General features: G+C 73.3%; 25 protein-coding genes and 1 pseudogene. 12 read left to right on the top strand and 14 right to left on the bottom strand.

Annotated elements, in window-relative coordinates; genetic code table 11:
- Nucleotides 1–37 precede the first annotated feature (37 nt).
- Nucleotides 38–286: a hypothetical protein gene (locus tag OG309_RS10900; protein WP_329420114.1), complete on the top strand. Its 249-nt coding sequence runs from the start codon at nt 38–40 to the stop codon at nt 284–286.
- Between the two features lie 28 nt (nt 287–314).
- Here OG309_RS10900 and OG309_RS10895 read toward each other — a convergent pair whose 3' ends face one another.
- Nucleotides 315–1,007, bottom strand: coding sequence for a hypothetical protein (locus OG309_RS10895; RefSeq protein ID WP_329420113.1), 693 nt, complete (start codon nt 1,005–1,007; stop codon nt 315–317).
- Nucleotides 1,004–1,579, bottom strand: a complete 576-nt coding sequence (locus OG309_RS10890) for an RNA polymerase sigma factor (protein ID WP_329420112.1) — start codon at nt 1,577–1,579, stop codon at nt 1,004–1,006. The genes OG309_RS10895 and OG309_RS10890 overlap by 4 nt, the downstream gene beginning before the upstream one ends.
- Before the next feature lie 123 nt (nt 1,580–1,702).
- Between OG309_RS10890 and OG309_RS10885 the strand changes: the two genes are divergently transcribed.
- Both OG309_RS10885 and OG309_RS10880 read left to right on the top strand, forming a co-directional pair.
- Nucleotides 1,703–2,248 carry a cupredoxin domain-containing protein gene (locus OG309_RS10885; protein WP_329420111.1) on the top strand — a complete coding sequence of 182 codons (546 nt, stop codon included), beginning with the start codon at nt 1,703–1,705 and terminating at the stop codon, nt 2,246–2,248.
- 10 nt (nt 2,249–2,258) lie between these two features.
- Nucleotides 2,259–2,642, top strand: a complete 384-nt coding sequence (locus OG309_RS10880) for a hypothetical protein (protein WP_329420110.1) — start codon at nt 2,259–2,261, stop codon at nt 2,640–2,642.
- Between the two features lie 37 nt (nt 2,643–2,679).
- Here the strand turns inward: OG309_RS10880 and OG309_RS10875 are convergent, their stop codons facing one another.
- Complete coding sequence (locus tag OG309_RS10875) at nt 2,680–3,945, bottom strand: MFS transporter (protein ID WP_329420109.1); 1,266 nt, start codon at nt 3,943–3,945, stop codon at nt 2,680–2,682.
- 71 nt (nt 3,946–4,016) lie between these two features.
- Entirely contained in the window at nt 4,017–4,625 is a 609-nt protein-coding gene (locus OG309_RS10870) for a hypothetical protein (protein WP_329420107.1), read from the bottom strand.
- A 101-nt stretch (nt 4,626–4,726) separates the two neighbouring features.
- On the opposite strand from OG309_RS10870, the gene npdG reads away from it, so the two are divergent.
- Nucleotides 4,727–5,446 carry an NADPH-dependent F420 reductase gene (npdG, locus tag OG309_RS10865; protein WP_329420106.1) on the top strand — a complete coding sequence of 240 codons (720 nt, stop codon included), beginning with the start codon at nt 4,727–4,729 and terminating at the stop codon, nt 5,444–5,446.
- Nucleotides 5,447–5,580: 134 nt separating this feature from the next.
- Complete coding sequence (locus tag OG309_RS10860; RefSeq protein ID WP_329420105.1) at nt 5,581–5,769, top strand: hypothetical protein; 189 nt, start codon at nt 5,581–5,583, stop codon at nt 5,767–5,769.
- On the opposite strand, the gene OG309_RS10855 is transcribed toward OG309_RS10860, so the two are convergent.
- Complete coding sequence (locus OG309_RS10855; protein WP_329420103.1) at nt 5,766–6,578, bottom strand: site-2 protease family protein; 813 nt, start codon at nt 6,576–6,578, stop codon at nt 5,766–5,768. The two genes, OG309_RS10860 and OG309_RS10855, sit on opposite strands and share 4 nt — an antisense overlap.
- A gap of 5 nt (nt 6,579–6,583) precedes the next feature.
- Here OG309_RS10855 and OG309_RS10850 point away from each other — a divergent pair, with 5 nt between their 5' ends.
- Complete coding sequence (locus OG309_RS10850) at nt 6,584–9,904, top strand: ATP-binding protein (RefSeq protein ID WP_329420102.1); 3,321 nt, start codon at nt 6,584–6,586, stop codon at nt 9,902–9,904.
- A 13-nt stretch (nt 9,905–9,917) separates the two neighbouring features.
- Here the strand turns inward: OG309_RS10850 and OG309_RS10845 are convergent, their stop codons facing one another.
- From OG309_RS10845 to panB, 3 genes are all read right to left on the bottom strand, one after another.
- Nucleotides 9,918–10,775, bottom strand: a complete 858-nt coding sequence (locus OG309_RS10845; RefSeq protein WP_329420100.1) for an ABC transporter permease — start codon at nt 10,773–10,775, stop codon at nt 9,918–9,920.
- Nucleotides 10,772–11,776, bottom strand: a complete 1,005-nt coding sequence (locus tag OG309_RS10840; RefSeq protein ID WP_329420099.1) for an ATP-binding cassette domain-containing protein — start codon at nt 11,774–11,776, stop codon at nt 10,772–10,774. The genes OG309_RS10845 and OG309_RS10840 overlap by 4 nt, the downstream gene beginning before the upstream one ends.
- Before the next feature lie 162 nt (nt 11,777–11,938).
- Nucleotides 11,939–12,802, bottom strand: coding sequence for a 3-methyl-2-oxobutanoate hydroxymethyltransferase (gene panB / locus OG309_RS10835; protein WP_329420097.1), 864 nt, complete (start codon nt 12,800–12,802; stop codon nt 11,939–11,941).
- A 209-nt stretch (nt 12,803–13,011) separates the two neighbouring features.
- Here panB and OG309_RS10830 point away from each other — a divergent pair, with 209 nt between their 5' ends.
- The 3 genes and pseudogenes from OG309_RS10830 to OG309_RS10820 all read left to right on the top strand — a co-directional run bounded on the left by OG309_RS10830 (nt 13,012) and on the right by OG309_RS10820 (nt 16,782).
- Nucleotides 13,012–14,625: an MFS transporter gene (locus OG309_RS10830; RefSeq protein ID WP_329420096.1), complete on the top strand. Its 1,614-nt coding sequence runs from the start codon at nt 13,012–13,014 to the stop codon at nt 14,623–14,625.
- Between the two features lie 362 nt (nt 14,626–14,987).
- A pseudogene (locus OG309_RS10825) lies at nt 14,988–15,575 on the top strand (TetR/AcrR family transcriptional regulator); the annotation flags it as partial.
- A 181-nt stretch (nt 15,576–15,756) separates the two neighbouring features.
- A complete protein-coding gene (locus tag OG309_RS10820; protein ID WP_329420094.1) occupies nt 15,757–16,782 on the top strand; it encodes an endonuclease/exonuclease/phosphatase family protein in 1,026 nt (341 codons plus the stop codon).
- A 31-nt stretch (nt 16,783–16,813) separates the two neighbouring features.
- Here the strand turns inward: OG309_RS10820 and OG309_RS10815 are convergent, their stop codons facing one another.
- Together OG309_RS10815 and OG309_RS10810 are read right to left on the bottom strand one after the other, a co-directional pair.
- Nucleotides 16,814–18,571 (bottom strand): NAD+ synthase, encoded by a 1,758-nt coding sequence (locus tag OG309_RS10815; RefSeq protein WP_329420093.1) that lies wholly within the window; start codon nt 18,569–18,571, stop codon nt 16,814–16,816.
- Nucleotides 18,572–18,631: 60 nt separating this feature from the next.
- Nucleotides 18,632–19,456 (bottom strand): DUF4190 domain-containing protein, encoded by an 825-nt coding sequence (locus OG309_RS10810; protein ID WP_329420091.1) that lies wholly within the window; start codon nt 19,454–19,456, stop codon nt 18,632–18,634.
- Nucleotides 19,457–19,657: 201 nt separating this feature from the next.
- Between OG309_RS10810 and OG309_RS10805 the strand changes: the two genes are divergently transcribed.
- The 3 genes from OG309_RS10805 to OG309_RS10795 are packed head-to-tail and all read left to right on the top strand — an operon-like array spanning nt 19,658 to nt 22,770.
- Entirely contained in the window at nt 19,658–21,148 is a 1,491-nt protein-coding gene (locus OG309_RS10805; RefSeq protein WP_329420090.1) for an APC family permease, read from the top strand.
- Nucleotides 21,149–21,160: 12 nt separating this feature from the next.
- Nucleotides 21,161–21,943: a DUF998 domain-containing protein gene (locus tag OG309_RS10800; protein ID WP_329420088.1), complete on the top strand. Its 783-nt coding sequence runs from the start codon at nt 21,161–21,163 to the stop codon at nt 21,941–21,943.
- A complete protein-coding gene (locus OG309_RS10795; RefSeq protein ID WP_329420087.1) occupies nt 21,940–22,770 on the top strand; it encodes an alpha/beta fold hydrolase in 831 nt (276 codons plus the stop codon). Before OG309_RS10800 ends, OG309_RS10795 begins: the two co-directional genes overlap by 4 nt.
- A gap of 7 nt (nt 22,771–22,777) precedes the next feature.
- On the opposite strand, the gene OG309_RS10790 is transcribed toward OG309_RS10795, so the two are convergent.
- From OG309_RS10790 to OG309_RS10775, 4 genes are all read right to left on the bottom strand, one after another.
- Nucleotides 22,778–23,197 carry a CBS domain-containing protein gene (locus OG309_RS10790; protein ID WP_329420086.1) on the bottom strand — a complete coding sequence of 140 codons (420 nt, stop codon included), beginning with the start codon at nt 23,195–23,197 and terminating at the stop codon, nt 22,778–22,780.
- A 165-nt stretch (nt 23,198–23,362) separates the two neighbouring features.
- A complete protein-coding gene (locus tag OG309_RS10785) occupies nt 23,363–23,983 on the bottom strand; it encodes a DUF305 domain-containing protein (RefSeq protein ID WP_329428253.1) in 621 nt (206 codons plus the stop codon).
- Nucleotides 23,984–23,985: 2 nt separating this feature from the next.
- A complete protein-coding gene (locus tag OG309_RS10780; RefSeq protein ID WP_329420084.1) occupies nt 23,986–24,663 on the bottom strand; it encodes a DUF3105 domain-containing protein in 678 nt (225 codons plus the stop codon).
- A gap of 81 nt (nt 24,664–24,744) precedes the next feature.
- Nucleotides 24,745–25,134: a hypothetical protein gene (locus tag OG309_RS10775; RefSeq protein ID WP_329420082.1), complete on the bottom strand. Its 390-nt coding sequence runs from the start codon at nt 25,132–25,134 to the stop codon at nt 24,745–24,747.
- Nucleotides 25,135–25,240 lie beyond the last annotated feature (106 nt).

The following is a 25,240-nucleotide window of genomic DNA, read 5'->3' as shown; positions in this document are numbered from 1 at the left end:
GTCTGGGGCAGCATGGCGACAGAGGAAGGAGCCGACGATGGCCCTGTTCAAGAAGCGCACGGCGGGCAAGCCGGGCGAGTGGTACTACTGCCTGGAGCACAAGAAGGTCGAGGAGGGCCCCGAGTGCCCGGCCAAGAACCGCTTCGGCCCGTACGCCAGCCCGGAGGAGGCGGCCCACGCCATGGAGACGGCGCGGGAACGGAACCTGGAGTGGGAGACCGACCCGCGCTGGCACGACAAGCAGGGCGGCGGGGAGGGCGGCGGCCCGTCGGACCAGGACCGCTAGGCCACCGGACCGCCCGGCCCCAGGGCCCTCACGCCCCGTTCGCGGGGAACGCGGCCGTCGCCAGCACGGTCCCGTCCGCGCCGAGCAGCCGGACCCCGGCCGGCGCCGCGGGGCCCACCCGGGCCGGGGCGGCCCAGTAGCCGTACCCGTCCTTGAGCGCGAACGACCCCAGCACCGCCGAGCCGCCGTCGGACCCGTCGAGCACGCACCGCACCGGCCCGCGGCCCGCTCCCTCCAGGTCCACCGACATGTACACCCAGCCCGGTTCCCCCTGGTGCGCGAAGACCCGGCCGACCTCGTGCCCGGCCGGGGAGACCAGCGCCGCCTCGAACAGCCCCGGACGCGCCGCACGCCCCGGATCCGTCGAGACCGCCGGCGCGCCCTGGACCACCGTGCCGACCGCCCAGCCGCCGAACCCGCAGGCCAGGGCGGCGGCCACCGCCGCCGCTGCCAGCCGCAGCCGGCGCCGCCCGTGCCGCCGTGCCGCCGGGGCCGGAGCCAGCGCCGCCACCACCCGGCTCTCGAAGCCGACCGGCGGTTCGGCCTCCGGCAGCAGTCCGAGCAGCCCGTCGCCGGCCGCCGTCAGCTGCTCCACGTGCTCCCGGCACTCCGGACAGTGGTCCAGATGGGCCACCGCCTCGGCCCGCTCCCGGGCCGGCAGGACGCCGAGCGCCAGCTCGGCACCGAGCTCCCGCAGCCGCTCGCACCCCACGCCGCTCACCGCTCCTCCTCCCGCTCCAGGGCCGCCCGCAGCTTCGCCGTTCCCGCCCTGATCCGGGTCTTGGCGGTGCCCAGCGGAACGGACTCCCGCGCGGCGACCTCCCGCGCGGTCATCCCGTAGATCCCGGCCATCACCAGTGCTCGCGCCTGCTCGCGCGGCAGCGTCGCCACCGCCCGCCGCACCCGCTCCGAGCCCTCCTCCGCCACCGCGTACCGCTCGGGCGTGTCCGTCATCGCGCCGAGCAGCGCGTCCAGGTCCTCCGGGGCCACGGGGCTGGCCCGCCGGGCCCGTACCGCGTCGATCGCCAGGTTGTGCGCGATCGTCGTCAGCCAGGTCCGCACCGAGCCGCGCCGCGGGTCGTACACCTGGGCGTGCCGCCAGGCCCGCTCGAAGGTCTGCTGGGCGATGTCCTCGGCCAGCTGGGGATCGCCGACGACGGCGACGGCCACCCCGAACACGGTCCGCTGGAAACGGCGCACGAAAGCCACCGCGATCTCCTGGTCGCCCGTGGTCAGACCGGAGAGCAGTGCCTCGTCGGGTACCTGCCCGAGGGAAGCGCCCATGTGCCGCATACCCGTGGATACGTTCCGCGGCCCCGAAGGGATTGCCTGGGTCCCATTGTCCGTCCGACGTCCGTCCGACCGCGGGCAATCCCTTCGGCCGGCCCGGCCGTATCCCCTGTGGAGGACCGAACCATGACCGGAACACCGAGCACCCCACGCGACCACCGCACCCGCGGCCGCATCGCCCTCGGCCTGTCGGGCGCCGCCCTCGCCGCCCTCCTGGCCGCCTGCGGAGGCGGCGGCGGAGGAAGCGGCAGCAGCAGCACCCCGGCCCCGGCCCCGGCCCCGTCCTCGGGGACCTCGGGGACCACGGCGGCCACCCAGGTGAAGGCCGACCTGACCGACTTCCACATCACGCTCTCCCAGCAGACCTTCCACGCCGGGCCGTACACCTTCGTCGCGAAGAACGACGGGCAGCACGAGCACGCCCTGGAGATCGAGGGCGGCGGCACGGAGAACCGGACCGAGACCCTCGCCCCGGGCGAATCGGCCACCCTCACGGTGACCCTGAAGTCCGGCACCTACCAGGTCTACTGCCCGGTCGACAGCCACAAGGACCTGGGCATGAAGACACAGATCACCGTCGGCGGGACCGGCGGCACCACCCCGACCACCCCGACCACCCCGAGCGACGGGAACGGCCATGGCAACGGCGACAGCCCGGGCACGGGCTACTAGGAGCACCGCCGTGACGGTCCTGCTGCGCCTGACCGGCGTCGCCCTGACCGCCGCGATGGCCGCGATCCACCTCTACCTCTGGGGCGACGGCTACCGGTACGTCGCCACCATCGGCGTGCTCTTCCTGCTGAACGGCATCGTCGGCTGCGTCCTCGCGGCGGCCCTGCTCGTGACGCCCGCCCGCTTCCTGGAGCCGGTCGCCGCGGTCACCGCGCTCTTCACGGCCGGCACCCTGGGAGCGCTCGTGCTGAGCCTCACCACGGGTCTCCTCGGTTTCGAGGAGGTCGTCGAAGGGGAGCTGGTCGTCCCCACGCTCGCCGTCGAGACGGCGGGGGTCCTCGTCCTCGCGGTGCTGTCCCTGCGCGGGTGGGCGGCGCGCCGCGGGGACTCCTGAGGACGCCCGCCCAGGCCGTCGCGCGGGGCCGAGCGCCCTACGCGACGGCCGCGGCCTTGCGGGCCAGCGCGTCCTCGTCCGTCGCGGCGTCGTAGGTGAGCAGCTTCGGCAGCGCCAGGCACAGCAGGCCGACCGACGCCACGCAGGCCACCCCGCCCGACCAGACCGCCGCCCGCGTGCCCGTCCAGCCGGCCATCGCACCCGCCCGGACCTGGCCGAGCTGCGGACCCACGCTGTACGACAGCACCTCGATGCCCGCCAGGCGCCCGCGCAGCTCCTCCGGGATCGTCTGGTTCCAGATCGTCGACCGGCCGAGCCCGCTCAGCATGTCGCCCGCGCCCGCGAACGCCAGGCACAGCAGCACCAGCCACACGTTCCCGAACCAGCCCGCCGCCGCGATCGCCAGACCCCACCCCGTCGCCCCGGCCACGACGAGCACCCCGTGCCGCCGCACCTTCGACGTCCAGCCGCTGGTGAGCCCCAGCACCAGGGAGCCGACCGAACCGGCCGCGTACATCAGGCCCAGGGACCACTCCGCGTCCAGGTCGTCCGCGAGGAACGGGAAGATCGTGTTGGGGAAGGCGAAGAACATCGCGGCCAGGTCGATCGCGTACGTCCCCAGCAGCACCGGCCGCGACCACGCGTACCGCGCGCCCTCCGCGATCCCGCGCAGCGACGGCTTCTCGGCGTCCCGCGCCGGGGGCGCGGGCGACAGGCGGCGGCACAGCAGCACCGACACCACGAAGCCGGCCGCCCCGACCGCGTAGGCCGGGGCGTGTCCCGCGTACGCGACGACGAGACCCGCCAGCGCCGGGCCCGCGATGGACCCCAGCTGCCAGCGCAGCGAGTTCAGCGCGGCGGCGGCGGTCTGCTGCTCGTGCGGCACGATCCGGGCCATCAGCGAGTCCAGCGCCGGGCGCTGCAGCCCGGCCAGGGCGGAGACCCCGGCCGCGACGACGTACAGCGGCCACAGCAGCGGCTGCGGCAGCAGCGCGTTCAGGAACAGGACGAGCGCCAGCAGCGCGAGCCCCGCCTCGGTCGCCACGATCACCCTGCGCCGGTCCACGGCGTCGGCGAGCGCCCCGCCGTACAGCCCGAAGACGATCAGCGGGACGAGCTCCACGGCCCCCATCGCGCCCACCGCGAGCGGCGAGTGAGTGAGGTCCTTGATCTGGAGCGGCAGCGCGATCAGCGCCATGAAGCCGGCGAAGTACGCCACGAGGCCCTGCACCCACAGGAGCCGGAAGTCGGGGGAGGAGCGCCAGGGGGCGAGGTCGGGGAGGAGGCGGAGCAGACGGGTCACGAGGCGCCATGCTCAGCCGGGGCGCGGTCCCGGGGCAACCGAATTAGCGCCGGATCGGGCAGTGCGCCCGTTCACCACCGGGCCGGCGGCGGGGCGGTGAGCCGGTCGGCCAGGCGGGACAGACGGTCCCGGAAGCGCGGGCGCCCGCGCGGGGCCGGCGGCGGCAGGCAGTTCTCGCCGGTCGCCGCGCTCACCAGGTGCTGGACCGTGTCCAGGTCCACCTCCGCGTCCGCCGCGACCGTCAGCGTCTCGTGCGCCAGGCCCTGCAGCTCCGGGTCGCCGCCGTCCAGGGACAGCACCGTCGCCCCCGCCCTGCGCGCGTCATGGATCCGTTCGAGCACTCCCTCGGCGGGCCGCGACGGCGCCACCATCAGCAGCGTCGCCCCCCGGCCCGCCGTCTCGATCCTGCCGAGACCGACCGCCAGGTGCGCCGGGTCGCCGGGCCGCACCCGGTGCCTCACCAGGGTGGGCGCCAGCTCCGGGCAGCCCGACCAGGCCGACTCGTCGACCAGATGGGCGGCCAGGTGCCAGGGCTCGTACTCCTCCGTCCCGACCAGCAGCAGCCCGCCGCCGTGCGACACGACCGAGGAGCGCAGCGAGCCCGCGAAGCGGCGGGCCGCCGCCGGCCACTGCGTACCGGCGAGCACTTCGCGCAGCAGCGCGACACGTACGGCGTCCATGGCCCCGCATCATGGGCCCCCGCCGGGGGCGCGCGCGGGCGTTCGCGGAACTCTCACCCGTACGGGGCCCATCGACCCGACCGGTCGGTAATGTCGGGGCCATGACTTCCTCGCCCTCCTCCAGCAGCCCCGCCTCCGCCGCCCCCGCGCCCAAGGACCCCTGGGACCTTCCCGACGTCTCCGGGCTCGTCGTCGGCGTCCTCGGCGGCACCGGCGACCAGGGGCGCGGCCTCGCCTACCGGCTCGCCAAGGCCGGCCAGAAGGTGATCATCGGCTCCCGTGCCGCGGACCGCGCCCAGGCCGCGGCCGACGAGCTCGGTCTCGGCGTCGAGGGCGCCGACAACGCCGAGTGCGCCCGCCGCAGCGACATCGTGATCGTCGCCGTGCCGTGGGACGGGCACGCCAAGACCCTGGAGGCGCTGCGCGGCGAGCTCGCCGGCAAGCTGGTCGTCGACTGCGTCAACCCGCTCGGCTTCGACAAGAAGGGCGCCTACGCCCTCAAGCCGGAGGAGGGCTCCGCCGCCGAGCAGGCCGCCGCGCTGCTGCCCGACGCCCGGGTCACCGCCGCCTTCCACCACCTGTCGGCCGTCCTGCTCCAGGACGCCTCCATCGACGAGATCGACACCGACGTCATGGTCCTCGGCGAGGTCCGCGCCGACGTCGAGATCGTCCAGGCCCTCGCCGGGCGCATCCCCGGCATGCGCGGCGTCTTCGCCGGGCGGCTGCGCAACGCGCACCAGGTCGAGTCGCTGGTCGCCAACCTGATCTCCGTGAACCGGCGGTACAAGGCGCACGCCGGGCTGCGCGTCACCGACGTCTGAGCCGCGTCCGGGCACCCGGACGCGCACCCGCCCGTCTCCCCGCCCCCGCCCGGCCGGGTCCCGGGCGGGGCGCGGTCCGGGCATGGGGGACACTGGACGGGCACCATCGCCGTATCCGACAGGAGCCGACCTCCATGCCCCGCCTCGCCCTCTACGCCCTGGTCGTCTGCGCGCTCGCCGTCACCGCGGCCGTCGTCTCCTTCGTCCAGGGCAGCTTCCTCGGCATCGTCTGGGTGCTGCTGGCCGGTCTCTCCTCGAACATGGCCTGGTACTACATCCGGCGTGCGAAGGCGTCCGCGGCCTCCGCCTCCGCCGAGGGCTAGACCGCGCAGACGTCCGGCGCCGACTCCCAGAAGCGGAACAGGGCCGACCCGCAGGAGCGCGACAGCTCCGGCACCCCGAGCGCCTGCATCAGCGCGTCCACCCCGTCGAAGAACGCGCCGTTGACCGCCGGGACGAACAGCAGCGCGATCACGACGAAGAAGCCGTACGGCGCGTACGGCTCGATCTGGCGCTTGAACCGGTACGACAGCCAGGGCTCGACCACCCCGTAGCCGTCGAGCCCCGGCACCGGCAGCGCGTTCAGGAGCGCCGCCGTCACCTGGAGGAACGCCAGGAACGCGAGCGCGTACCGGAACGCCACCGGCACGCCGTCGAGCGCCCCCAGCCAGAACGGCGCCGTGCAGACGACCGCGAACAGCGCGTTCGCCAGCGGGCCCGCCGCCGAGATCAGGCTGTGCTTCCAGCGGCCCCTGACCCGGTCCCGCTCGATGAAGACCGCGCCGCCCGGCAGACCGATCCCGCCCATGATCACGAACAGCACCGGCAGGACGACGCTCAGCACCGCGTGCGTGTACGCGAGCGGGTTCAGGGTCAGATAGCCCTTCGCACCGACCGTGATGTCCCCGCTGTGCAGCGCGGTGCGGGCGTGCGCGTACTCGTGGAGGCAGAGCGAGACGATCCACCCCGAGGTCACGAAGAGGAAGACCGCCAGGCCCGGCGAGGCCGCGAAGTCCGTCCACACGGCCCAGCCGGTGACTCCCATCACGGCGGCGATCGCGAGGAAGACCGGACTGATCCTCCGCTCGTGGTGGCGGTGGGTGGTGCGGGCGCGGGCCCTCGGCCGGCTCACGGACAATGGGGCCCGTGCGCTACTTCGTCCTCGGCCCGGCCCGGGTTCACACGTCAGAAGGCCCCGACGGGTCCGCCGTCGCCGTCGGCGGGCCCCGGGTGCGGGCGTTGCTGACCGCGCTCGCGCTGCGGGCGGGCAGGGCCGTCCCCGTCGGGGTGCTCGTCGACGAGGTCTGGGGGGCCGAGCCGCCCGCCGACGCCGTCGCCGCGCTCCAGGCGCTGGTCGGGCGGCTGCGGCGGGCCCTGGGGCACGAGCGGGTCGTCTCCACCGACGGGGGCTACCGGCTGGACGCCGCGCGGGACGACGTCGACCTGTTCCGCTTCGAGCGGCTCGTCGCCGAGGGCGTACGCGAGGGGGAGGACGGGCGCGCCGCGGCGGCCGCCCGGCTCCTCGACGAGGCCCTGGCGCTGTGGAAGGGGCCGGCCCTGGCCGACCTCCCGGACCGCGGGGCCGAGGCCGCCCGTTGGGAGGCCCGCCGGCTGGACGCCCGCCGGGCCCGGCTCGCGGCCGCCCTCGCACTCGGCGACGCGGCCGCCGTGCTGCCCGAGCTCACCGCGCTGTGCGAGGCCCGTCCGCTGGACGAACCCCTCCAGGCCCTGCGGATCCGGGCGCTGCGGGACGTCGGGCGCTCGGCCGAGGCCCTGGCGGCCTACGACGTCGTCCGGGGGGAGATCGCCGATCGGCTCGGCGCCGATCCGTCGGCCGAACTGCGGTCCCTGCACGGTGAGTTGCTGGAACTGCCCGCGGCCGTACCCGCTGTCCGGGCGCCCGTCGGCAACCTCAGGGCCCGGCTCACCAGCTTCCTCGGGCGCGATGTCGAACTGGCGCAACTGGAACAGGAGTTGCGATCCGCCCGCCTGGTCACCCTGCTCGGGCCCGGTGGCGTCGGCAAGACCCGGCTCTCGCAGGAGGCCGCCGAACGGGTGGGCGGTGACTGGCCCGACGGCGTCTGGCTCGTCGAGCTCGCGCCCGTCACCGACCCGGAGACCGTCGCCGAGGCCGTCCTCGGCGCCGTCGGGGCCCGCGAGACCGTCCTGCGCGGCGCCGGTGCCGAGGAACTGCGCCTCGGCGAGGACCCGAACGACCCGACCCGCCGCCTGGTCGAGCACTGCGCCGGGCTGCGCATGCTCGTCGTGCTGGACAACTGTGAGCATGTGGTGGGTGCGGTGGCGGGGTTGGTGGAGGTGTTGTTGGCGGGGTGTGCGGGGGTGACGGTGCTGGCGACGAGTCGGGAGTCGTTGGGGGTGCCGGGGGAGGTGGTGCGTTCGTTGGGGCCGTTGCCGTTGGGGGTGGCGGTGCGGTTGTTCGGTGAGCGGGGGGCTGCGGTGCGGCCGGGGTTCGTGGTGGAGGGGGAGCGGGGTGGCGTGGAGGAGATCGTTCGGCGGTTGGACGGGTTGCCGTTGGCGGTGGAGTTGGCGGCGGCTCGGTTGCGGATGTTGTCGGTGGGGCAGATCGCGGAGCGGTTGGATGATCGTTTCCGGTTGTTGACGTCGGGGGCGCGGACGGTGTTGCCGCGGCAGCAGACGTTGCGGGCGGTGGTGGACTGGTCGTGGGATCTGTTGGACGGGCCGGAGCGGGTGGTGTTGCGGCGGCTTTCGGTGTTCGCGGGTGGGTGTGATCTGGAGGCTGCCGAGGTGGTCTGCGGGGCGGGTTCGGTGGGTGGGCCGGGCGGGCCGGGTGTGCTGGATGTGCTGGGGTCGTTGGTCGACAAGTCGTTGGTGGTGGCGGTCGAGGGGGGCGGGGGGATGCGGTACCGGTTGCTGGAGACGGTGGCCGAGTACGCGGGGGAGCGGCTGGACGAGGGTGGGGACCGGGAGGGCACGGAGCGGCTGCATCTCGTGTACTACCGGGAGCTGGCCCGGCTGACCGATCCCGAACTGCGCGGGCCGCGGCAGACGTCCGCCCTCGCCCGCTTCGGCGTCGAGTACGGGAACGTCCGCACGGCCCTGCGGCGGGCCGTCGCCGCACGCGACGAGCACGAGGCGCTCGTCCTCGTCCACTCCCTGCTCTGGTACTGGACCATGCGCGACCTGCGGGCCGACGCCCTGCACTGGTCCGAGTCCGTCACCGCCCTCGGACCCGACCCGTTCGGACCCGACGCCGCCCCCGTCGTACCGCTGGACGAGCCGATCACGGCCGGGCCCCCGCCGCTCGACGAGGACCGGCTGTGGGAGGCGCGGCGTGGCGTGCGCCTGATCGAACTGCTCAACATGGACCACGAGACGGGGCGGTGGACCACCCCGGAGGGGATCGTGCGGCTGCGCCGGATCAACGAGCTGTATCCACCGGGGCTGCCCCAGACCTGCCGGCTGCCCGGGTCCTTCGCCGTCTTCGCCGTCCTGCTCATCGCCGAACCGGGACGCATGGGCGAGGCCCTGGACGCCCATGTCGCCGCCTGCCGCCGCTACGGGTACGACTGGGAGCTGGGCAACGCCCTGCAGCTGCGCGCCAACCTGCTCGCCAACCGGGCCGACCTGGCCGGACAGGCCGCCGCCGACGCCGAGGAGAGCCTGCGGATCTTCGTCCGGCTCGACGACGCCTGGGGCGCGGCCGAGGCGCTGTCCTCGCGAGCCGAGGCGCGCGAGCGGCGCCTGGAGTTCCACGGCGCCGCCGAGGACTTCGCGGCCGCCATCGACTACGCGCGGCGGGTCGGCGCCCAGTCCCAGATGGCGCTGCTGCGCGCCCGCTACGCCGACATGCTGATCGAGACCGGACGCGTGGAGGAGGCCGAGAAGATCCTGCGCGAGGTCGTCGAGGGCGAACACGGGCGCGGCCACGAGCCGATGCTCGCCGCCCGGATCTTCCTGGCGATGCTGCTCGGCCGGACCGGGCGCCTGGAGGAGGCCCGGAGCCATCTGGAGCGGCTGCTCGACGAGTTCCGCTCGCAGACCCTCTCCATCTTCGAGGGCTTCACCCTCGGCAGCCTGGGCTGGGTGGAGAACCTCGACGAGCGGTACGACGTGGCCTTCGGGCTCGCCCGGCGGGCCTACGAGCGCTCCCTGGGCGCCCTGTCGCTGATGGTCGCGCCGCAGATGCCCTCGGTCCATCTCATGACCGCCGCCTGGGCGCTGGCGGGGCTCGGCGGCCCCGGGGCCCGCACGGCGGCCGTGCTGCTCGGCGCGGCCCAGGGACTGCGTCCACCGGGGCACCTGTCCCCGCCCATCGAGCGGGAGAACCTGGCGCGCGCCTCCGAGCTGGCCCGTGCCGCGCTCGGCGACGGGGCGGAGTTCGAGGCCGCGTACGCCGAAGGCGGCGGCCTCTCCCTGGAGGAGGCCGCCGCCCTGCTCGTACGCGCCGACGCGATCAACGGGCGCGCCGAGTCCTGAGTCCCCCTGAGGATCAGGTCTTCTTGCGGAACTTGGCGACCGCGAGCGGCGCCATGACCACGGTGAGGCCGGCCGCCCAGGCGAGCGTCATCCACACCGAGTGGGCGACGGGGCCGCCGTTGATCAGGCCGCGGGCGGCGTCGGCGAGGTTGGACAGCGGGTTGTAGTCGGTGAAGGTCTGCAGCCAGCCGGGCATCGTGGTCGGCTTGGCGAAGATCGAGGACCCGAACTGCAGCGGCATCAGCACGAGCATCGCCATCCCCTGGACGGCCTGGGCCGTCTTCATGGTGAGACCGAGCAGGATGAAGATCCACATCAGGGCGGCGCCGAAGACCGCGGACAGGCCGATCGCGGCGAACAGGTGGAGCACCGAGGTGTGGATCTGCAGGCCGAGCAGGAAGCCCATGCCCAGCAGGATCGCGGTGGCGATCAGCATGCGGCCGAGCTCGACGACTATCTTCGCGATGAGCACCGAGGAGCGGGCGATCGGCATGGTCCGGAACCGGTCCATGACGCCCTTCTTGAAGTCGTCGTTGATGCCGGTGCCGACGCCCATCGCGATGTTCATGCCCATCATGGCCATCAGGCCGGGCACGACGTAGTTCACGTACTGGTCGTTGTTGCCCTTGCCGGCGATCGCGCCGCCGAAGACGTACACGAAGAGCAGCACGAAGATGATCGGCATCAGGACGGCGTCGAACATCGACTCCGGGTCCTGCTTGATCTGGAGCGCGTTGCGCCGGACCAGGGCGCCGATGTGGCGCAGGTTGGCCCGCAGGCCGATGCGGCCGTCGGCGTCGCCGGACGCCTGCCGGGCGGGCGTGGGGCCGGGGGTGTCCACCGGGGACTGGGGCAGGGTGGTGGTGCTCATGCGGCGACCTCCTGGTCGAGCGCGTCGTGGGCGGCGTCGGTGGCGGAGGTCTTCTCCCCCGTGATGGCGAGGAACACCTCGTCGAGGCTCGGCAGGTGGGTGCCGATGTGGGCGATGCCGAAGCCGCGGGCACCGAACAGGCCCACGACGGCGGTCAGCTGCTCGTCGCTGAGGATCGGCACGTACAGCACGCCCTCGTCGGGCACCACGGTCGCGCCCGCGATGCCGTCGAGGCCCGTCTCGCGGAGCGCCGCCGCCATCGCGGAGAGGTCGGCCGGATCGGCCGGGCGGACCTGGAGGGTGCGGCCGCCGACCCGCGCCTTCAGCTCGTCGACGCCGCCCCGGGCGATGACCCGGCCGCGGTCGATGACGGTCAGCTCGCTGGCGAGCTGCTCCGCCTCCTCCATGTACTGCGTGGTGAGCAGGACGGTGGCGCCCTCGGCGACCATCCGCTGGACCTCGTCCCACACCTCGTTGCGGGTGCGGGGGTCGAGGCCGGTGGTCGGCTCGTCCAGGTAGAGCACGGCCGGCCGGCCGATCATCGAGGCGGCCAGGTCGAGGCGGCGCCGCATGCCGCCGGAGTAGTTCATCGCGGGGCGCTTGGCGGCCTCGGTGAGGGAGAAGCGCTCCAGGAGCTCGTCGGCCCGCGCGCGGGCGTCCTTGCGCGGGAGGTCGAGCAGCCGCCCGATCATGTAGAGGTTCTCCCGGCCGGACAGCTTCTCGTCGACCGAGGCGTACTGGCCGGTGAGGCCGATGGTGCGGCGCAGCTGGCGGGGCTGGCGCACCACGTCGTAGCCGGCGACGAAGGCGGTGCCGGCGTCCGGGGCGAGGAGGGTGGACAGGCAGCGGACGAGGGTGGTCTTGCCGGCGCCGTTGGGGCCGAGGACCCCGAGGACGGTGCCCTCGCGGACGTCCAGGTCGACCCCGTCGAGGGCCTTCGTCTCGCCGAAGTGCTTCACGAGGCCCCGGACCTCGACGGCGTTGGTGTGTGATCGCGTCATGTCCACCAGGGAACACGGCGCCACCGACAACGCACCGACAGCCGACCGACAGCACCGCCTACAGCCACCGACAGGAGTGTCGGGGGGTGCCGGAAGGGCGACAGCCCGCCGACGGGGGACGGTCGGCGGGCTGTCGTTCTTTCCGGGAAGGTCCGGTGGGGCCTAGTGGAAGCTGTGCTCCTCGGCGGGGAACGCCCCGCCGGTGACGTCCTGGGCGAAGGCGCGCGCGGCGTCGCCGAGCGTCTCGCGCAGGTTGGCGTACTGCTTGGTGAAGCGCGGCACCTTGCCTCCGGTCAGACCGGCCATGTCGGTCCAGACGAGGACCTGAGCGTCCGTGTCGGGGCCGGCGCCGATGCCGATCGTCGGGATGTGCAGCGAGCGGGTGACCTCGGCGGCCAGCTCGGCCGGGACGAGCTCCAGGACCACGGCGAAGGCGCCCGCGTCCTGCGCCGCCTTGGCGTCGCTGAGCAGCCGGTGGGCGGCCTCGTCGGAGCGGCCCTGCACCCGGTAGCCCATGGTGTTCACGGACTGGGGGGTGAGGCCCAGGTGGGACATGACGGGGATGCCGGCCTGGACGAGCAGCTCGGTCTGGGGGAGGGAGCGCTCGCCGCCCTCCAGCTTGACCGCGCCGACCCCCGCGTCCTTGACCAGCCGGGTGGCGTTGCGCAGGGCCTGGACCGGACCCTCCTGGTACGAGCCGAAGGGCAGGTCGCCGACGACGAGGGCGCGCCGGGTGCCCCGTACGACGGCGGCGGAGAGCAGCGTCATCTCGTCCATCGTGACGGGCACGGTGGTGTCGTAGCCGAGGTGACAGTTGCCCATCGAGTCGCCGACGAGGACCACCGGGATGCCGGCCTCGTCGAAGACGGACGCGGTCATGGCGTCGTAGGCGGTGAGCATGGGCCACTTCTCGCCGCGGGTCTTGGCGGCGGCGATGTCGTGGACGGTGATGCGGCGGGTGCCCTTCCCTCCGTACAGCGCCTTGCTGCTGTCGGCGGGCGGTTTCTGGGCAGCCTGAAGCGTCATGGTGAACGGCTCCTTTTGTCATCTCGAGGCGCCCTGTGGCGTCCCCGGACCATGTCCATGGTGGCACTTCGCCGGGGGGCCGGGGAAGTGGGGCGGAGTGGTGCTGTTCACACCCCCGCGACGGGCCGCGTCGCGGTGTCGGTAAAGAAACCGTCTTGGTTTTTCGATACGAGACGGTCTCGTATCGAAATGGGTCTAGGGTGAGGGCCATGTCTCAGCCGTCCCCTGACCTCACCCTGCCTCGGATACCCGAGGCCGTGCACCGCCGCCGCTGGGCGATCCTCGGCGTCCTGATGCTCAGCCTGCTGATCGTCGTGCTCGACAACTCGATCCTGAACGTCGCCGTCAAGACGATCGCGAGCCCCGCGCCCACCGGCATCGGCGCCACCCAGAGCGAGCTGGAGTGGTCGATCAACTCCTACACGCTCGTCTTCGCCGGGCTCCTCTTCACCTCCGGACTCCTCGGGGACCGCCTGGGCCGCAAGAAGGTGCTCCTCTTCGGCATCACCGTCTTCGGCATCGCCTCCGCGCTCGCCGCGCTCTCCGGCTCCCCGGGCGAGCTCATCGCCTACCGGGCCCTCATGGGCCTCGGCGCCGCCTTCGTCATGCCGGCCACCCTCGCCGTCCTGATGAACGTCTTCGAACGCGACGAACAGCCCAAGGCCATCGGCATCTGGGCCGGCAGCGTCGGCCTCGCGATCGCCGTCGGCCCCATCACCGGCGGCATCCTCCTGGAGCACTTCTGGTGGGGCTCGATCTTCCTGGTCAACGTGCCCGTCGTGCTGCTCGCGCTCGTCCTCATGGCGTGGCTCGTGCCCGACTCCAAGGACCCGAAGCCCGGCCGGATCGACCTGCCCGGCGTGCTGCTCTCCGTCCTCGGCCTGGTCCTGCTGGTGTACGGCATCATCCGCGGCGGCGAGCTGGCGAGCGTCACCGACGTCACCGTCCTCGTGCCCGCGCTGGCCGGCATCGCGGTCCTCACCGGGTTCGTGCTGTACGAGAAGCGCGCCGACCACCCGGCGCTCGACATCTCGTACTTCCGCAAGCCCGCGTTCTCGGCCGCCGTCGCCGCCATCGCGCTGGTCTTCTTCGCCCTGCTCGGCGTGACCTTCTTCTCCGCCTTCTACCTGCAGAGCGTCCGCGGCTACAGCGCCCTGCAGTCGGGCCTGCTGATCCTGCCGCTGGCCGTCGCCCAGGTGCTGTTCTCGCCGCGGGCCCGGCTGGTCGTCGAGCGCTTCGGCGCGAAGGCCGTGTGCACGGCCGGCATGCTCGCCGTCGCCGTCGGCCTGGGCGCGTTCGCCTTCTTCGACGCCGACACCCCGGTCTGGGTCCTCGAAGTCGTCTTCTTCGTCCAGGGCGCCGGCATGGCGCACATCATGCCGCCGGTCACCGTCGCCGTGATGCAGGCGCTGCCCCGCGAGAAGGCCGGCTCCGGCTCGGCGATCAACAACACCTTCCGCCAGGTCGGCGGGGCGCTCGGCGTGGCCGTGCTCGGCTCCGTCCTGTCCTCCACCTACCGCGGCGGCATCGAGGACCACCTCGGCGCGGTCCCGCCCGGGCTGCGCGACGCGGCCGGCGAGTCCCTGGAGGCCACCCTGGCCGTCGCCGAGAAGCTGGGCCCGGCCGGGCGCGGCCTGGTCGCCCCCGCGTACGACGCCTTCCTCGACGCCATGCACGTCACCGCCATCGGCTCCGCCGCCGTCGCCCTCCTGGGCGCCGTCGTCGTGGCCCTCTTCCTCCCCGGCCGCACCCCGGCGCCCCCCGCGGCGCGCTCCTCCGTTCCCGGTGACCGAGCAGAGGCGGGAGAATCGGTGACGAGGTAGCGGCAGAGGCGGCGGCGGTGGCCCAGGGGCCCGGACGGAGAGGCGGAGCGGACGTGGCGCAGGAGAACGGCGGGGCACGGGCGACGAGCCCGGGATCCGGACGACGGACCGGGAGCGCCGCACGCGGCCCGGCCCCGGACACGGCCCCGGCCCCGGACACGGCCCCGGACACGGACGCGCCGCGGGCCGAGGGCACCGTCGAAGGCGCGCCGAGCGCCGCACGCGGCCCGCGCGCCGCGTCCACGGCTCCGGGCACCCCGGCGGCCCCGGCCACCCCGCCCGCGGCCCCGGCCACCCCGTCCGCGGCCCCGGCCACCCCGCCCGCGGCCTCGGCCACTCCGTCCGCCGCCGACGACTGCGCCGGGTCCGCCCGGCGCGGGCGGCCGCGGAGCGAGGCGGCGGAGCAGGCGATCTTCGACGCGGCGATCGGGCTGCTGGAGGGCGGGACGCCGCTGACCGAGCTGTCGATCGAGAAGATCGCCCGCACCGCCGGGGTCGGCAAGGCCACCATCTACCGTCGCTGGCCCGGCAAGGAGGAGCTCTTCGTCGACCTGCTGCGCTCCGTCGAGGCCCCGGATCCGGTGCTTCCCGGCGTCTCGGTCCGGGACGACCTCGTCGCGCTCATGGAGTCGATCCGGCGGCGAGGACTCGCCAAGCGGAACTCGGCGCTGCTCCACAACGTGTTCTCGCAGATGCAGAGCTACCCGAAGCTGTGGGACGCGTACCACCAGACCGTCATCGACCCCCGCCGCCGCCTCGGTCTGGACGTCGTCCGGCGCGGGATGGAGCTCGGCGAGATCCGCGACGACCTCGACGTCGAGCTGGTCAACGACCTCTTCACCGGCCCGTTGCTGCTGCGTACCGTCATCCGCCCCGGTGCCACCCTGGAACCGGACCTCGCCGAGCGGGTCGTCGACGCCGTTCTGGAGGGCGTGCGCCCGCGCCGCTGACCAGGCGCGACGTCCGACCGGACGAGTCGTACGAATGTGCGCGTTCTGTCACAGCAGGACGCCTCTCGCCACCTGCAGGAACCCGCCACGCGGCTCTGTCGTCCCTCGGGGAGTACGACCGAACCGGAATCGCCTAGGGTCGAGTCCGGGTCGCAGAGCAAGGCAGTGAGGACGGGCAGCGATGACGCGGGTGGACATGACGGAGACCGAGAACGGCGGCGCGCCGCACGACAAGGGCCCCGCCTCCCGGCTCGCGGACCGCCTGCGGGCCCTGCGCGGCGACCGCGGGATCTGGCGGCGCGGCATCCTCCTCGCCCTGTGCGCGGTGCTGTTGACGCTCCTGATGGTGTTCCACTCCGACATCCCCAACCGGATCGGCAACCTCGGCAGCCTGACCGAGACCTTCCTGCCCTGGCTCGGCCTCTTCGTGCCGGTGCTCCTCGTCCTCGCCCTGCTGCGCCGCTCCGCGACCGCGCTGATCGCCCTGCTGCTGCCGGCCGTGGTCTGGGTCAACCTCTTCGGCGGCCTGATCGTCGACAAGTCCGAGCCCGGCGAGGGCCTCACCGTGGTGAGCCACAACGTGAACGCCGACAACCCCGACCCGGAGGGCACGGCCCGTCAGATCGCGGCCTCCGGCGCGGACGTGATCGCCCTGGAGGAGCTGAAGGGCGACGTGGTGCCCGCCTACGAGCGGGGCCTGGCCGACACGTACCGGTACCACTCGGTGCAGGGCACGGTCGGCCTGTGGAGCAAGTACCCGCTGCGCGACCCGCGGCCGGTCGACATCCGGATGGGCTGGACCCGCGCCATGCGCGCCACCGTCGCCGCCCCCGCCGGGGACGTGGCCGTCTACGTGGCCCACCTCCCCTCCGTACGGGTCAAGCTGAACGCCGGCTTCACCGCCAACCAGCGCGACGACAGCGCCAACGCCCTCGGCGAGGCCATCTCGCACGACCCGCACCAGCGGATCGTGCTGCTCGGCGACCTCAACGGCACCATGAACGACCGCTCGCTCAACGCGGTGACCTCGCAGCTGCGTTCCACGCAGGGCGCGGCCGGCGACGGCTTCGGCTTCAGCTGGCCGGCGTCCTTCCCGATGGCCCGCATCGACCAGATCATGGTGAAGGGCGTGGAGCCGCTCTCCTCCTGGACGCTGCCGGAGACGAAGAGCGACCACCTGCCGGTCGCGGCCCGCGTGACGTTCTGACCCGCTCCGCCCGGGCCGCCCGGAGGCGCCGTCAGGAAGGGGTCTCCCGCCAGCGGTTGGTGATGGGCAGGCGGCGGTCCTTGCCGAAGCCCTTCGCGGAGATCTTGGTGCCCGGAGGGTACTGGCGGCGCTTGTACTCCGCCGTGTCCACCATCCGCAGCGTGCGGGTCACCAGCTCCTCGTCGAAGCCGGCCGCGACGATCTCGTCCTTGCCCCGGTCGCGGTCGACGTACAGCTCCAGGATCCGGTCCAGGACCCCGTAGTCGGGCAGCGAGTCGGTGTCGACCTGGTCCGGGCGGAGCTCGGCGCTCGGCGGCTTGCTGATCGAGCTCTCCGGGATCGGCGGCAGCTGGCCGCGCTCCTCGGCGGCCCGGTTGCGCCAGCGGGCCAGCCGGAAGACGTCCGACTTGTAGACGTCCTTGATCGGGCCGTACGCGCCGACGGAGTCGCCGTACAGGGTCGAGTAGCCCACCGCCAGCTCGGACTTGTTGCCCGGTGCGAGGACGAGGTGGCCCTCCTGGTTGGAGAGCGCCATGAGCAGCGTGCCGCGCAGCCGGGACTGCAGGTTCTCCTCGGCGAGGCCGGTCAGGCCGAGGGAGCCCATGTAGGCGTCGAACATCGGCTCGATGGAGACGGTGCGGAAGTCCAGGCCGGTGCGGCGGGCCAGTTCGGCGGCGTCCCCGCGCGAGTGGTCCGAGGAGTACTTCGAGGGCATGGACACGCCGTGCACGTTGGCCGCGCCGACCGCGTCGCAGGCGAGCGCGGCGACCAGGGCGGAGTCGATGCCGCCGGACAGGCCGACCAGGACCGACCGGAAGCCGTTCTTGGCGACGTACGCCCGCAGGCCGACGACCAGCGCGGAGTAGACCTCCTCGTCGTCGTCGAGCCGCTCCGCGTAACCGCCGGTGACCTCCGGCTCGTACGGGGGCAGCGGCTCCTCGGAGAGCACCACCCGGTCGATCCGCAGCCCGTCGTCGACGGTCCCTTCGGGGGCGTCCGGCACGGCCGCCGGGAGGTCCAGGTCCAGGATCACGCTGCCCTCGGCGAACTGCGGGGCGCGCGCGATCACCTCGCCCGAGGCGTCGACGACGATCGAGTCGCCGTCGAAGACCAGCTCGTCCTGGCCGCCGGTGGTCGCCAGGTACGCGGTGGTGCAGCCGGCCTCCCGGGCCCGGGTGCGGACCAGTTCGAGCCGGGTGTCGTCCTTGTTCCGCTCGTACGGGGAGGCGTTGACCGAGAGCAGCAGCCCGGCCCGCGCGGTGCGGGCCGCCGGGACCCGGCCGCCGTCCTGCCACAGGTCCTCGCAGATCGCCAGGGCCACGTCGACGCCGTGGACGCGCAGGACGGGCAGGGTGTCGCCTTGGACGAAGTAGCGGTACTCGTCGAAGACGCCGTAGTTGGGCAGGTGGTGCTTGGCGAAGCGCAGCACCACCTCGCCCCGGTGCAGCACGGCGGCGGCGTTCTCCGGGGAGCCGGCGGGCCGGCCGAGCCGGGGCCGGTCCCGCTCGGACCGGTCGAGGTAGCCGACGACGACCGGCAGCTCGCCGAGGCCCTCGTCCGCGAGGCGCCGCCCGAGCGCCCGCAGGGCGGCCCGGGAGGCCTCGACGAACGAGGGGCGCAGCGCCAGGTCCTCGACGGGGTAGCCGGTCAGCACCATCTCGGGGAACGCGACGAGGTGCGCTCCCTGCTCGGCGGCGTGCCGGGTCCACTGGACGACGGCCTCGGCGTTGCCGGCGAGGTCGCCGACCGTCGAGTCGATCTGATTCAGAGCGAGGCGTAGTTGAGGCACGCCCCCCAGTCTAATCGTCAATTCGACGCTATGTCCTGGGGAATGGGTGCCGTCGCCGCCCTACTTGGTCGAGCCGGTCCAGACCGCGGACTCGTGGTCCAGGACGGTCGGGGCGATCTCCACCTGGAGCTCGCCGGCGGCGTCGGGCGCCATGGCGAAGGTGAAGTCGGCCTTGGCCTGCTTGCCGGGGAGCACCTTGCCCTCGAAGGGCTTGGTGGCGTTGCTGCCGTCGAAGACCATCTCGGCCGCGGCGCCGTTGGCGTCGCTGGCGTTCGGCAGGGCGGCGGTGACGTCGACCGCCTCCTTGCCGCCGTTGACGATGGTGATGGTCACCTGGAAGGCCTTGTTGCCCTTGGTGTACCCGGCGGCGAAGGCGTCGGGCTTGTGGGCGCGCGGCTTGGAGACGGTGACCTTGAGGCCGTCCTCGTAGGCGAAGGTCTCGCCGAACTTCAGCGCCCCGGGGGTCGCGTCGGCCGAGGGCTCGGCGGTGCTGCCCGCGCCCGGCTTGGCGGAGGACGTGGCGGTCGGCAGGCCGCCCGACTTCTCGATCTCGTCGGCGACGTCCTTGACCGCCGTGGCGATGACGACGGTCCAGATGATCGAGACGAGGATCGAGAGGGCGCCCAGGACCAGGCCGGTCACGGCCATGCCCTTGTTCGTCGCCAGACCCTTGCCGGCCCGCGAGGCGCCGACGATGCCGAAGATCAGGGCCAGCAGGCCCAGGATCCCGCCCAGCCAGAAGAGGAAGGGGATGATCGCGAAGAGCAGGCCCACGATGCCGAGCACCAGTGCCGAGGTGCCGAGCCCGTTGCGGGGCTGGACCGGGGGCTGCATCCCCGGCGCGCCCCAGGGCTGCTGGTCGGGGGAGTGGGTGGGCATGGTCATGCGGTGTCCTTCGCAGGCGGTTCGGGGCATGGCAAGACCGCCCCACCCCTGGAGATCACGACCGTAGGCCAGTCATGCGTGAAGGACCCAGTTGATTTGTGAACGATATGTGTTCGTGATCAGCACGGGGGGTCGAACGGGCGGGATTCCACCTCTTTCGGCCGACATGCGAAGCTGGTCCGGTCCGCTGATCATGAGCCCATGACGACCACTGACGATCCGGCAGAGCCGGCGGGGAACACCGTCGCGGGCTCCCCGACGGAAGCCGAGCTCCGCCAGGACGACGGCACCAAGCGGCAGTTCATCTCCTGGCTGACGCTCGCGTTCATGACCACCGCGTCCGTCGCCTCGCTGCGGCCCTCGCCGTCCATGGCCCTCTACGGACTCGCGGCGATCTTCCTCTACCTGCTGCCCGCCCTCGTGTTCCTGCTGCCCACCGCCCTGGTCGGCGCCGAGCTCGCCTCCGGCTGGGAGGGCGGCATCTACCGCTGGGTCAGCGAGGCGCTCGGCAAACCGCTCGGCTTCCTCGCCGTCTGGTGCCAGTTCGCCATGACCATCGCGTACTACCCGAGCCTGCTCGCCTACGTGGCCTCGACCTTCGCGTACGTCATCGACCCCTCCCTCGCGGAGAACGGCCTCTACGTCGCGATCGTCATCGTCGTCATCTACTGGTCCGGGGTCTGGATCTCCGCGCGCGGTACGAAGACGATCGCCGGCCTGTCCTCCTTCGGCCTCGTCGTCGGCACCCTCGTCCCCGGCGTCCTGCTCGTCGTCCTCGGCATCGTCTTCCTCGGCCAGGGCAACCCCTCCGCGCAGCCCATGACCGCCGACCACTGGCTGCCGCCGTGGACCGGCCTCGCCAGCCTGGTCCTCATCGTCAACAACTTCCTGTCCTACGCCGGCATGGAGATGAACGGCGTCCACGTCTCCTCGCTGCGCGAACCCAAGCGCGAGTACCCCCGGTCGATGTTCCTGGCGACCGGCCTCGTCCTGCTGATCTTCATCCTCCCGGCCCTGGCCATCGCCTGGGTGATGCCCGCCGAGCAGCTCAGCCTGACCGCCGGTCTCATGCAGGCCTTCCAGGCCTTCTTCGACCACTTCTCGATCGGCTGGATGACGAAGGTCGTCGGCGTCATGCTGGTCTGCGCCGCCCTCGGCGGCATGCTCACCTGGCTCTCCGGACCCGCCAGGGGCCTCGTCCTGCTCTCCCGGCAGGAGGGCTACCTGCCGCCCGCGTTCCAGAAGTTCAACCAGGCCGGCGCCCCCGTGAACATCATGGTCGCGCAGGGCGTCGTCACCACCCTGATCGGCGTCCTCTACGCCTTCAGCGACAACGTCTCCAGCGCGTACTGGATGTTCTCCGTGATCACCGTGCAGATCTACCTCATCGCCTACCTGCTGATGTTCGCGGCCGTCGTCCGACTGCGCAGGACCCAGCCCGCCGTGGAGCGCGGCTTCCGCGTCCCCGCCGTCGCCTGGGTCGCCGGCGTCGGCTTCGTCTCCTCCGTCGCCGCCCTCGTCATCGGCTTCGTACCGCCCGACCAGTTCGGCGACCAGCCGCTGTGGCGCTACCTCCTGATCGTCGGCGGTGGGCTGCTCGTCCTCGGCCTCGTCATCCCCGGAGCCCTGCTCAAATACCGCAAGCCGGGCTGGATCCACCCGGACCACCGGGAACCTTCCACCACGCCCTGACGTAGGACGAGTGTGTCCAGGAAAGCCACGCAGGCCGCCGCCGTCCTCCTCGCGCTCGGCGCGCTCGCGTACACCGCCTGGGTGCTCGAAGTCGTCGTCCGGACCGGGCTCGACCCGGTCCGGGCCTACGTCTCCGAGCTCGCCGCCGCCGACCAGCCGCTCGGCGGCCTGTTCCGCGCGACCGACCTCACCGCCGGGCTGCTCGTCCTCGCGGGCGCGCTGACCGGCCTCGCGGCGACCGGCCGGCCCGGCCGCCCCGCCGAACCGGCCCCGACCTCCTGGGCCCGGCGCGAACCCGGCCCGCGCCGGCCCTGGCTGCTCGTCGGCTGGCTCGCCCTCGCGCTCTTCGGAGCCGCCACCGCCGTCGACTCCCGGCTCCCGCTCAGCTGCGCCCCCACCTCGGACCCCGAGTGCGCCGCCCGCGAGACCGCCGGGCTCGTGCCCGCCACCCACACCGCCCACGCCGTCAGCTCCAGCCTCGCCATGGCGGGTGCGCTGACCGCGATGCTCGCCCTGACCCTGGCCGCCCGCCGCTATTCCCTGTGGCGCCCCCTCGCCCGCACCGGACCCGCCCTCGTCGCCCTCGAACTCGCCGCCACCGCCTGGACCCTCGCCGCCGTGGCCGCCTTCGAGGCGGGCAGGGGCCTGTGGTCCCTGGGCGCGGGTCAGCGCCTGCAGATCCTCCTCGTGGCGGTGTGGCTGGCGGTGCTCGCGTGGTCGGTGTACCGCGAGCGGGGAGAGGACGCGGCGACGCGGGCCGAGCGGGCCGTACGGACGGAAGGACAGCGCCCATGACCCCCACCCCCGCCCCGGTCCCCGGCCCCGCCCCCCGCTTCGTCCGGATCGGCGGCGTCCCCCACCACGTCGTCGTCGACGGGGCGGGGCCCGTCTGCGTCCTGTCCGCGGGGCTCGGCATGAGCTGGTTCGACTGGCAGCCGGTCGTGCCGCTGCTCACCCCGTACCGCACGGTCGTCCGGTTCGACCGGCCCGGGCACGGCCTCTCCGCCCCCGCCTCCGGGCCCTCCACCGCCGCGGGCGAGGCGGACCGGATCGCCGCCGTGCTCGACGCGCTGCGCCTGCCCGGGCCCGCCGCGGTCGTCGGCCACTCCCTCGCCGGGTTCCACGCGGAGGCCTTCGCACGCCTCCACCCGGACCGTACCGCCGCGCTCGTCCTCGTCGACTCCTCCGTGGAGGAGCACCCGCGCGCCTCCCGCACCGCGCCCGCCCGGGCCCGGCTGCTGGGCGCGCTGCTGTCCGCCCTCGGCGCGCCGGCCGCGCTGGGGCCGGCCGCCCGCGCACTGGCCGTACGGCACGACCCGGCGCCGCCCGCCCTGGTCCGCCGCGTCTACCGCACCTCGCGCGTGCTGCGCGGCACCCTCGACGAGAACGCCCGCTACGGCGCCGTCGCCGCCGAACTCCTCGCCCTGCGCGCGCGCGTGCCGCTGCCGCCGGGCCTGCCCGTCACCGTGCTCGCCGCGCCCGACGGCTCCGCCCGCTGGGAGCGGCGCCAACGCGCGCTGGCCCGACGGCTCGGCGCCCGCTACGAGGCGGCCGAGCCGTCGGGCCATCTGGTCATGCTGGACCGCCCGGACGCCGTGGCCCGGGCCGCGCTGGGAGGCTGAGGCCGCCTCAGGAGGCGGCGTACACGCTCGCGCAGAAGGCCTTCAGCTGCTCGTCCGACAGCTGCTGGGCCAGATCGGCCTCGCTGATCATGCCGACCAGCTTCTTGTTCTCGACGACGGGCAGCCGCCGGATCTGGTGACTCTGCATCTCCTCCAGGACCGCGCCCACGTCGGCGCCCGCGTCGATCCAGCGCGGGGTGCCCTGGGCCATCTCCCCGCAGGTGATCTTGGCGGGATCGTGGCCCATGGCCACACAGCCCACGACGATGTCGCGGTCCGTGATGATGCCGCAGAGCCGTTCGTTCTGATCGGCGATGGGCAGGGCGCCCACGTTCAGGTCGCGCATCAGCTGGGCGGCGCGGTCGAGGGTCTCGTGTGCGGGGATCCACTGGGCTCCCGCGTGCATGATGTCCTTCGCCGTGGTCATGGGGTGCGTACCTTTCGTCGAACGCCTGACGTCGGACGTCGGACGTGCGTACGGGATCCCCGAGCACCACCATTCTCCGGTCACGACGCGGCCCCCGCGACCGCTGGGGTCACGGGGGCCGGCGCATCGGCGCGGGTACGCGCGGGAGGGCGCGGTACGGGGCGGCTAGGCGCCGCGCTGCTTGAGCATGTCCGCCATCAGCTTGATCTCGGACTGCTGCCCGTCGACCATGCCCTGCGCGAGGTCGCGCTCGACGCCGGGCACGCACCGCTCCACACAGCCCTGGGCCATGTGGATGCCGCCCTTGTGGTGCTCGGTCATGAGCTTCAGGTACAGCACCTCGGCGTCCCGGCCGGAGGCCTTGCGCAGCTGCTCCAGCTCGGCGCGGGTGGCCATGCCCGGCATGAGCTCACCGTCCTCGCCGCCCATGGCCATGCCGCCCATGCCCATCCAGGTCATCGGCTCCACGCCGGACTGCACCTTGGGCAGCCGCCACATGTCGAGCCAGCCCAGCATCATGCCGCGCTGGTTGGCCTGGGTGTTGGCGATGTCGTACGCGAGGCGGCGCACCTCCTCGTCCTCGGTGCGGTCGCGGACGATGAAGGACATCTCGACGGCCTGCTGGTGGTGGACGGCCATGTCACGGGCGAAGCCCGCGTCCGCCGACTCCGCGGTGGGCGTGCCGGGGCCCTCGTCGCGGTCCGCGGAGGCGACGGTGACGGCGCCTCCGGCGAACAGCAGGGCCAGGACCACGGCGGTGACGGACGCCCACTGCGTCCGGTTCAGCTTCACTGGCCCATCCCGGCGCCGCCCTGACCCTCCGCGCCGACCCCGCCGGTGCACGCGGCGCCCGGCTCGGGGGTCTGCGGGCCGTTGACGTACTTGGTGAAGAACACGTCGACCCGCGGGTCGCTCGCGCCGTCCACGGTCACCTGCTTGCCCCAGGCGCTGAGCATGATGGCGCCGCTCTGGTCGTCGACCGGGCTCATCAGCGAGTACGGGGTCTTCTTGACCTTCGCGCTCAGCTTCTCGACGTCGGCGGGGGACGCCTTCTTGTTGTACGTCACCCAGACGGCGCCGTGCTCCAGGGAGTGCACCGCGTTGGTGTCGTTGACCGCCTTGTCGTAGACGTCGCCGTTGCAGTTCTGCCAGACGGGGTTGTGGTCCCCGCCGACCGGCGGCTTCATGTCGTACTTCACCGGGGTGGTGACGTGGTTGCGGCCCAGCTTCTTGGCGTCCCAGTCCTTCTCGCCCTTGATGGGGGCCTTGGCGGCCGCCTCCGTCTTCTCCTGCTCCTTGTTCTCCTTGGTGATCACCCAGCCGCCGAAGCCGACGAGGCTGAGCACGACGACGGTGGAGAGACCGATCGTCAGCAGACGGTTGCGGCGCTCACGGGCCTGCTCGGCGCGGCGCAGCCCCTCTATCTTGGCGCGGCGGTCGGAGGTGGTGGAGCGGTTCGCGGCCATGGTGATGTCGTCCTTCTCGGAAGTTCGGAAGTAAGGGGAAATGCGAACGGTGCAAACGAACTGTGGGGATGACCCGGCCGCTTACGTCCGCAGCACTTGAAGGACGTGGAGGTCCGGCGCACGGGGCTGTGCGCCGGGGCGGGGCGCCAGGCCGGAGTGGTGCGGCGCGTCGAGGCGCGGCAGCCGTCCCTCCGTGTGCAGCGGCGGGTCCAGCGGCGGGGCGCTGAGTACCGCGGGGGAGAGGGACGGGAAGAGGGAGCAGCCGCCGGGGTCGTACGGGCACACGTACTCGTCGACGACGGAGGTGTGGTGGCGCAGGACCTGCTCGTGGGCGGCGGGGTCCCGGTCGGCGCCGGCCGGGTCGCCGACCCCCAGACAGAGGAAGAGCGCGCCGATGAGCGTCGCCACGGCACTCGCCAGTGCCAGGGGACGCGCGTGTCGCGGCGGGCCGATGAGCCGGGAGGCTCCCATGGGCGCCGATCGTAGTGGTTGAAAGGGTCCCTTGGGCCGAACGGGGGACCACTCGGTACCGGAAAGATGCCTGACCGGCGCCGCTTTCCGGCCGCTTTCCCGTTAC

Origin of the sequence: Streptomyces sp. NBC_01268, assembly GCF_036240795.1 — a bacterium.
Classification (GTDB): Bacteria; Actinomycetota; Actinomycetes; order Streptomycetales; family Streptomycetaceae; genus Streptomyces.
Note: the sequence above shows the minus strand (reverse complement) of the source record. Positions and strands in the feature narration are given on the sequence as shown.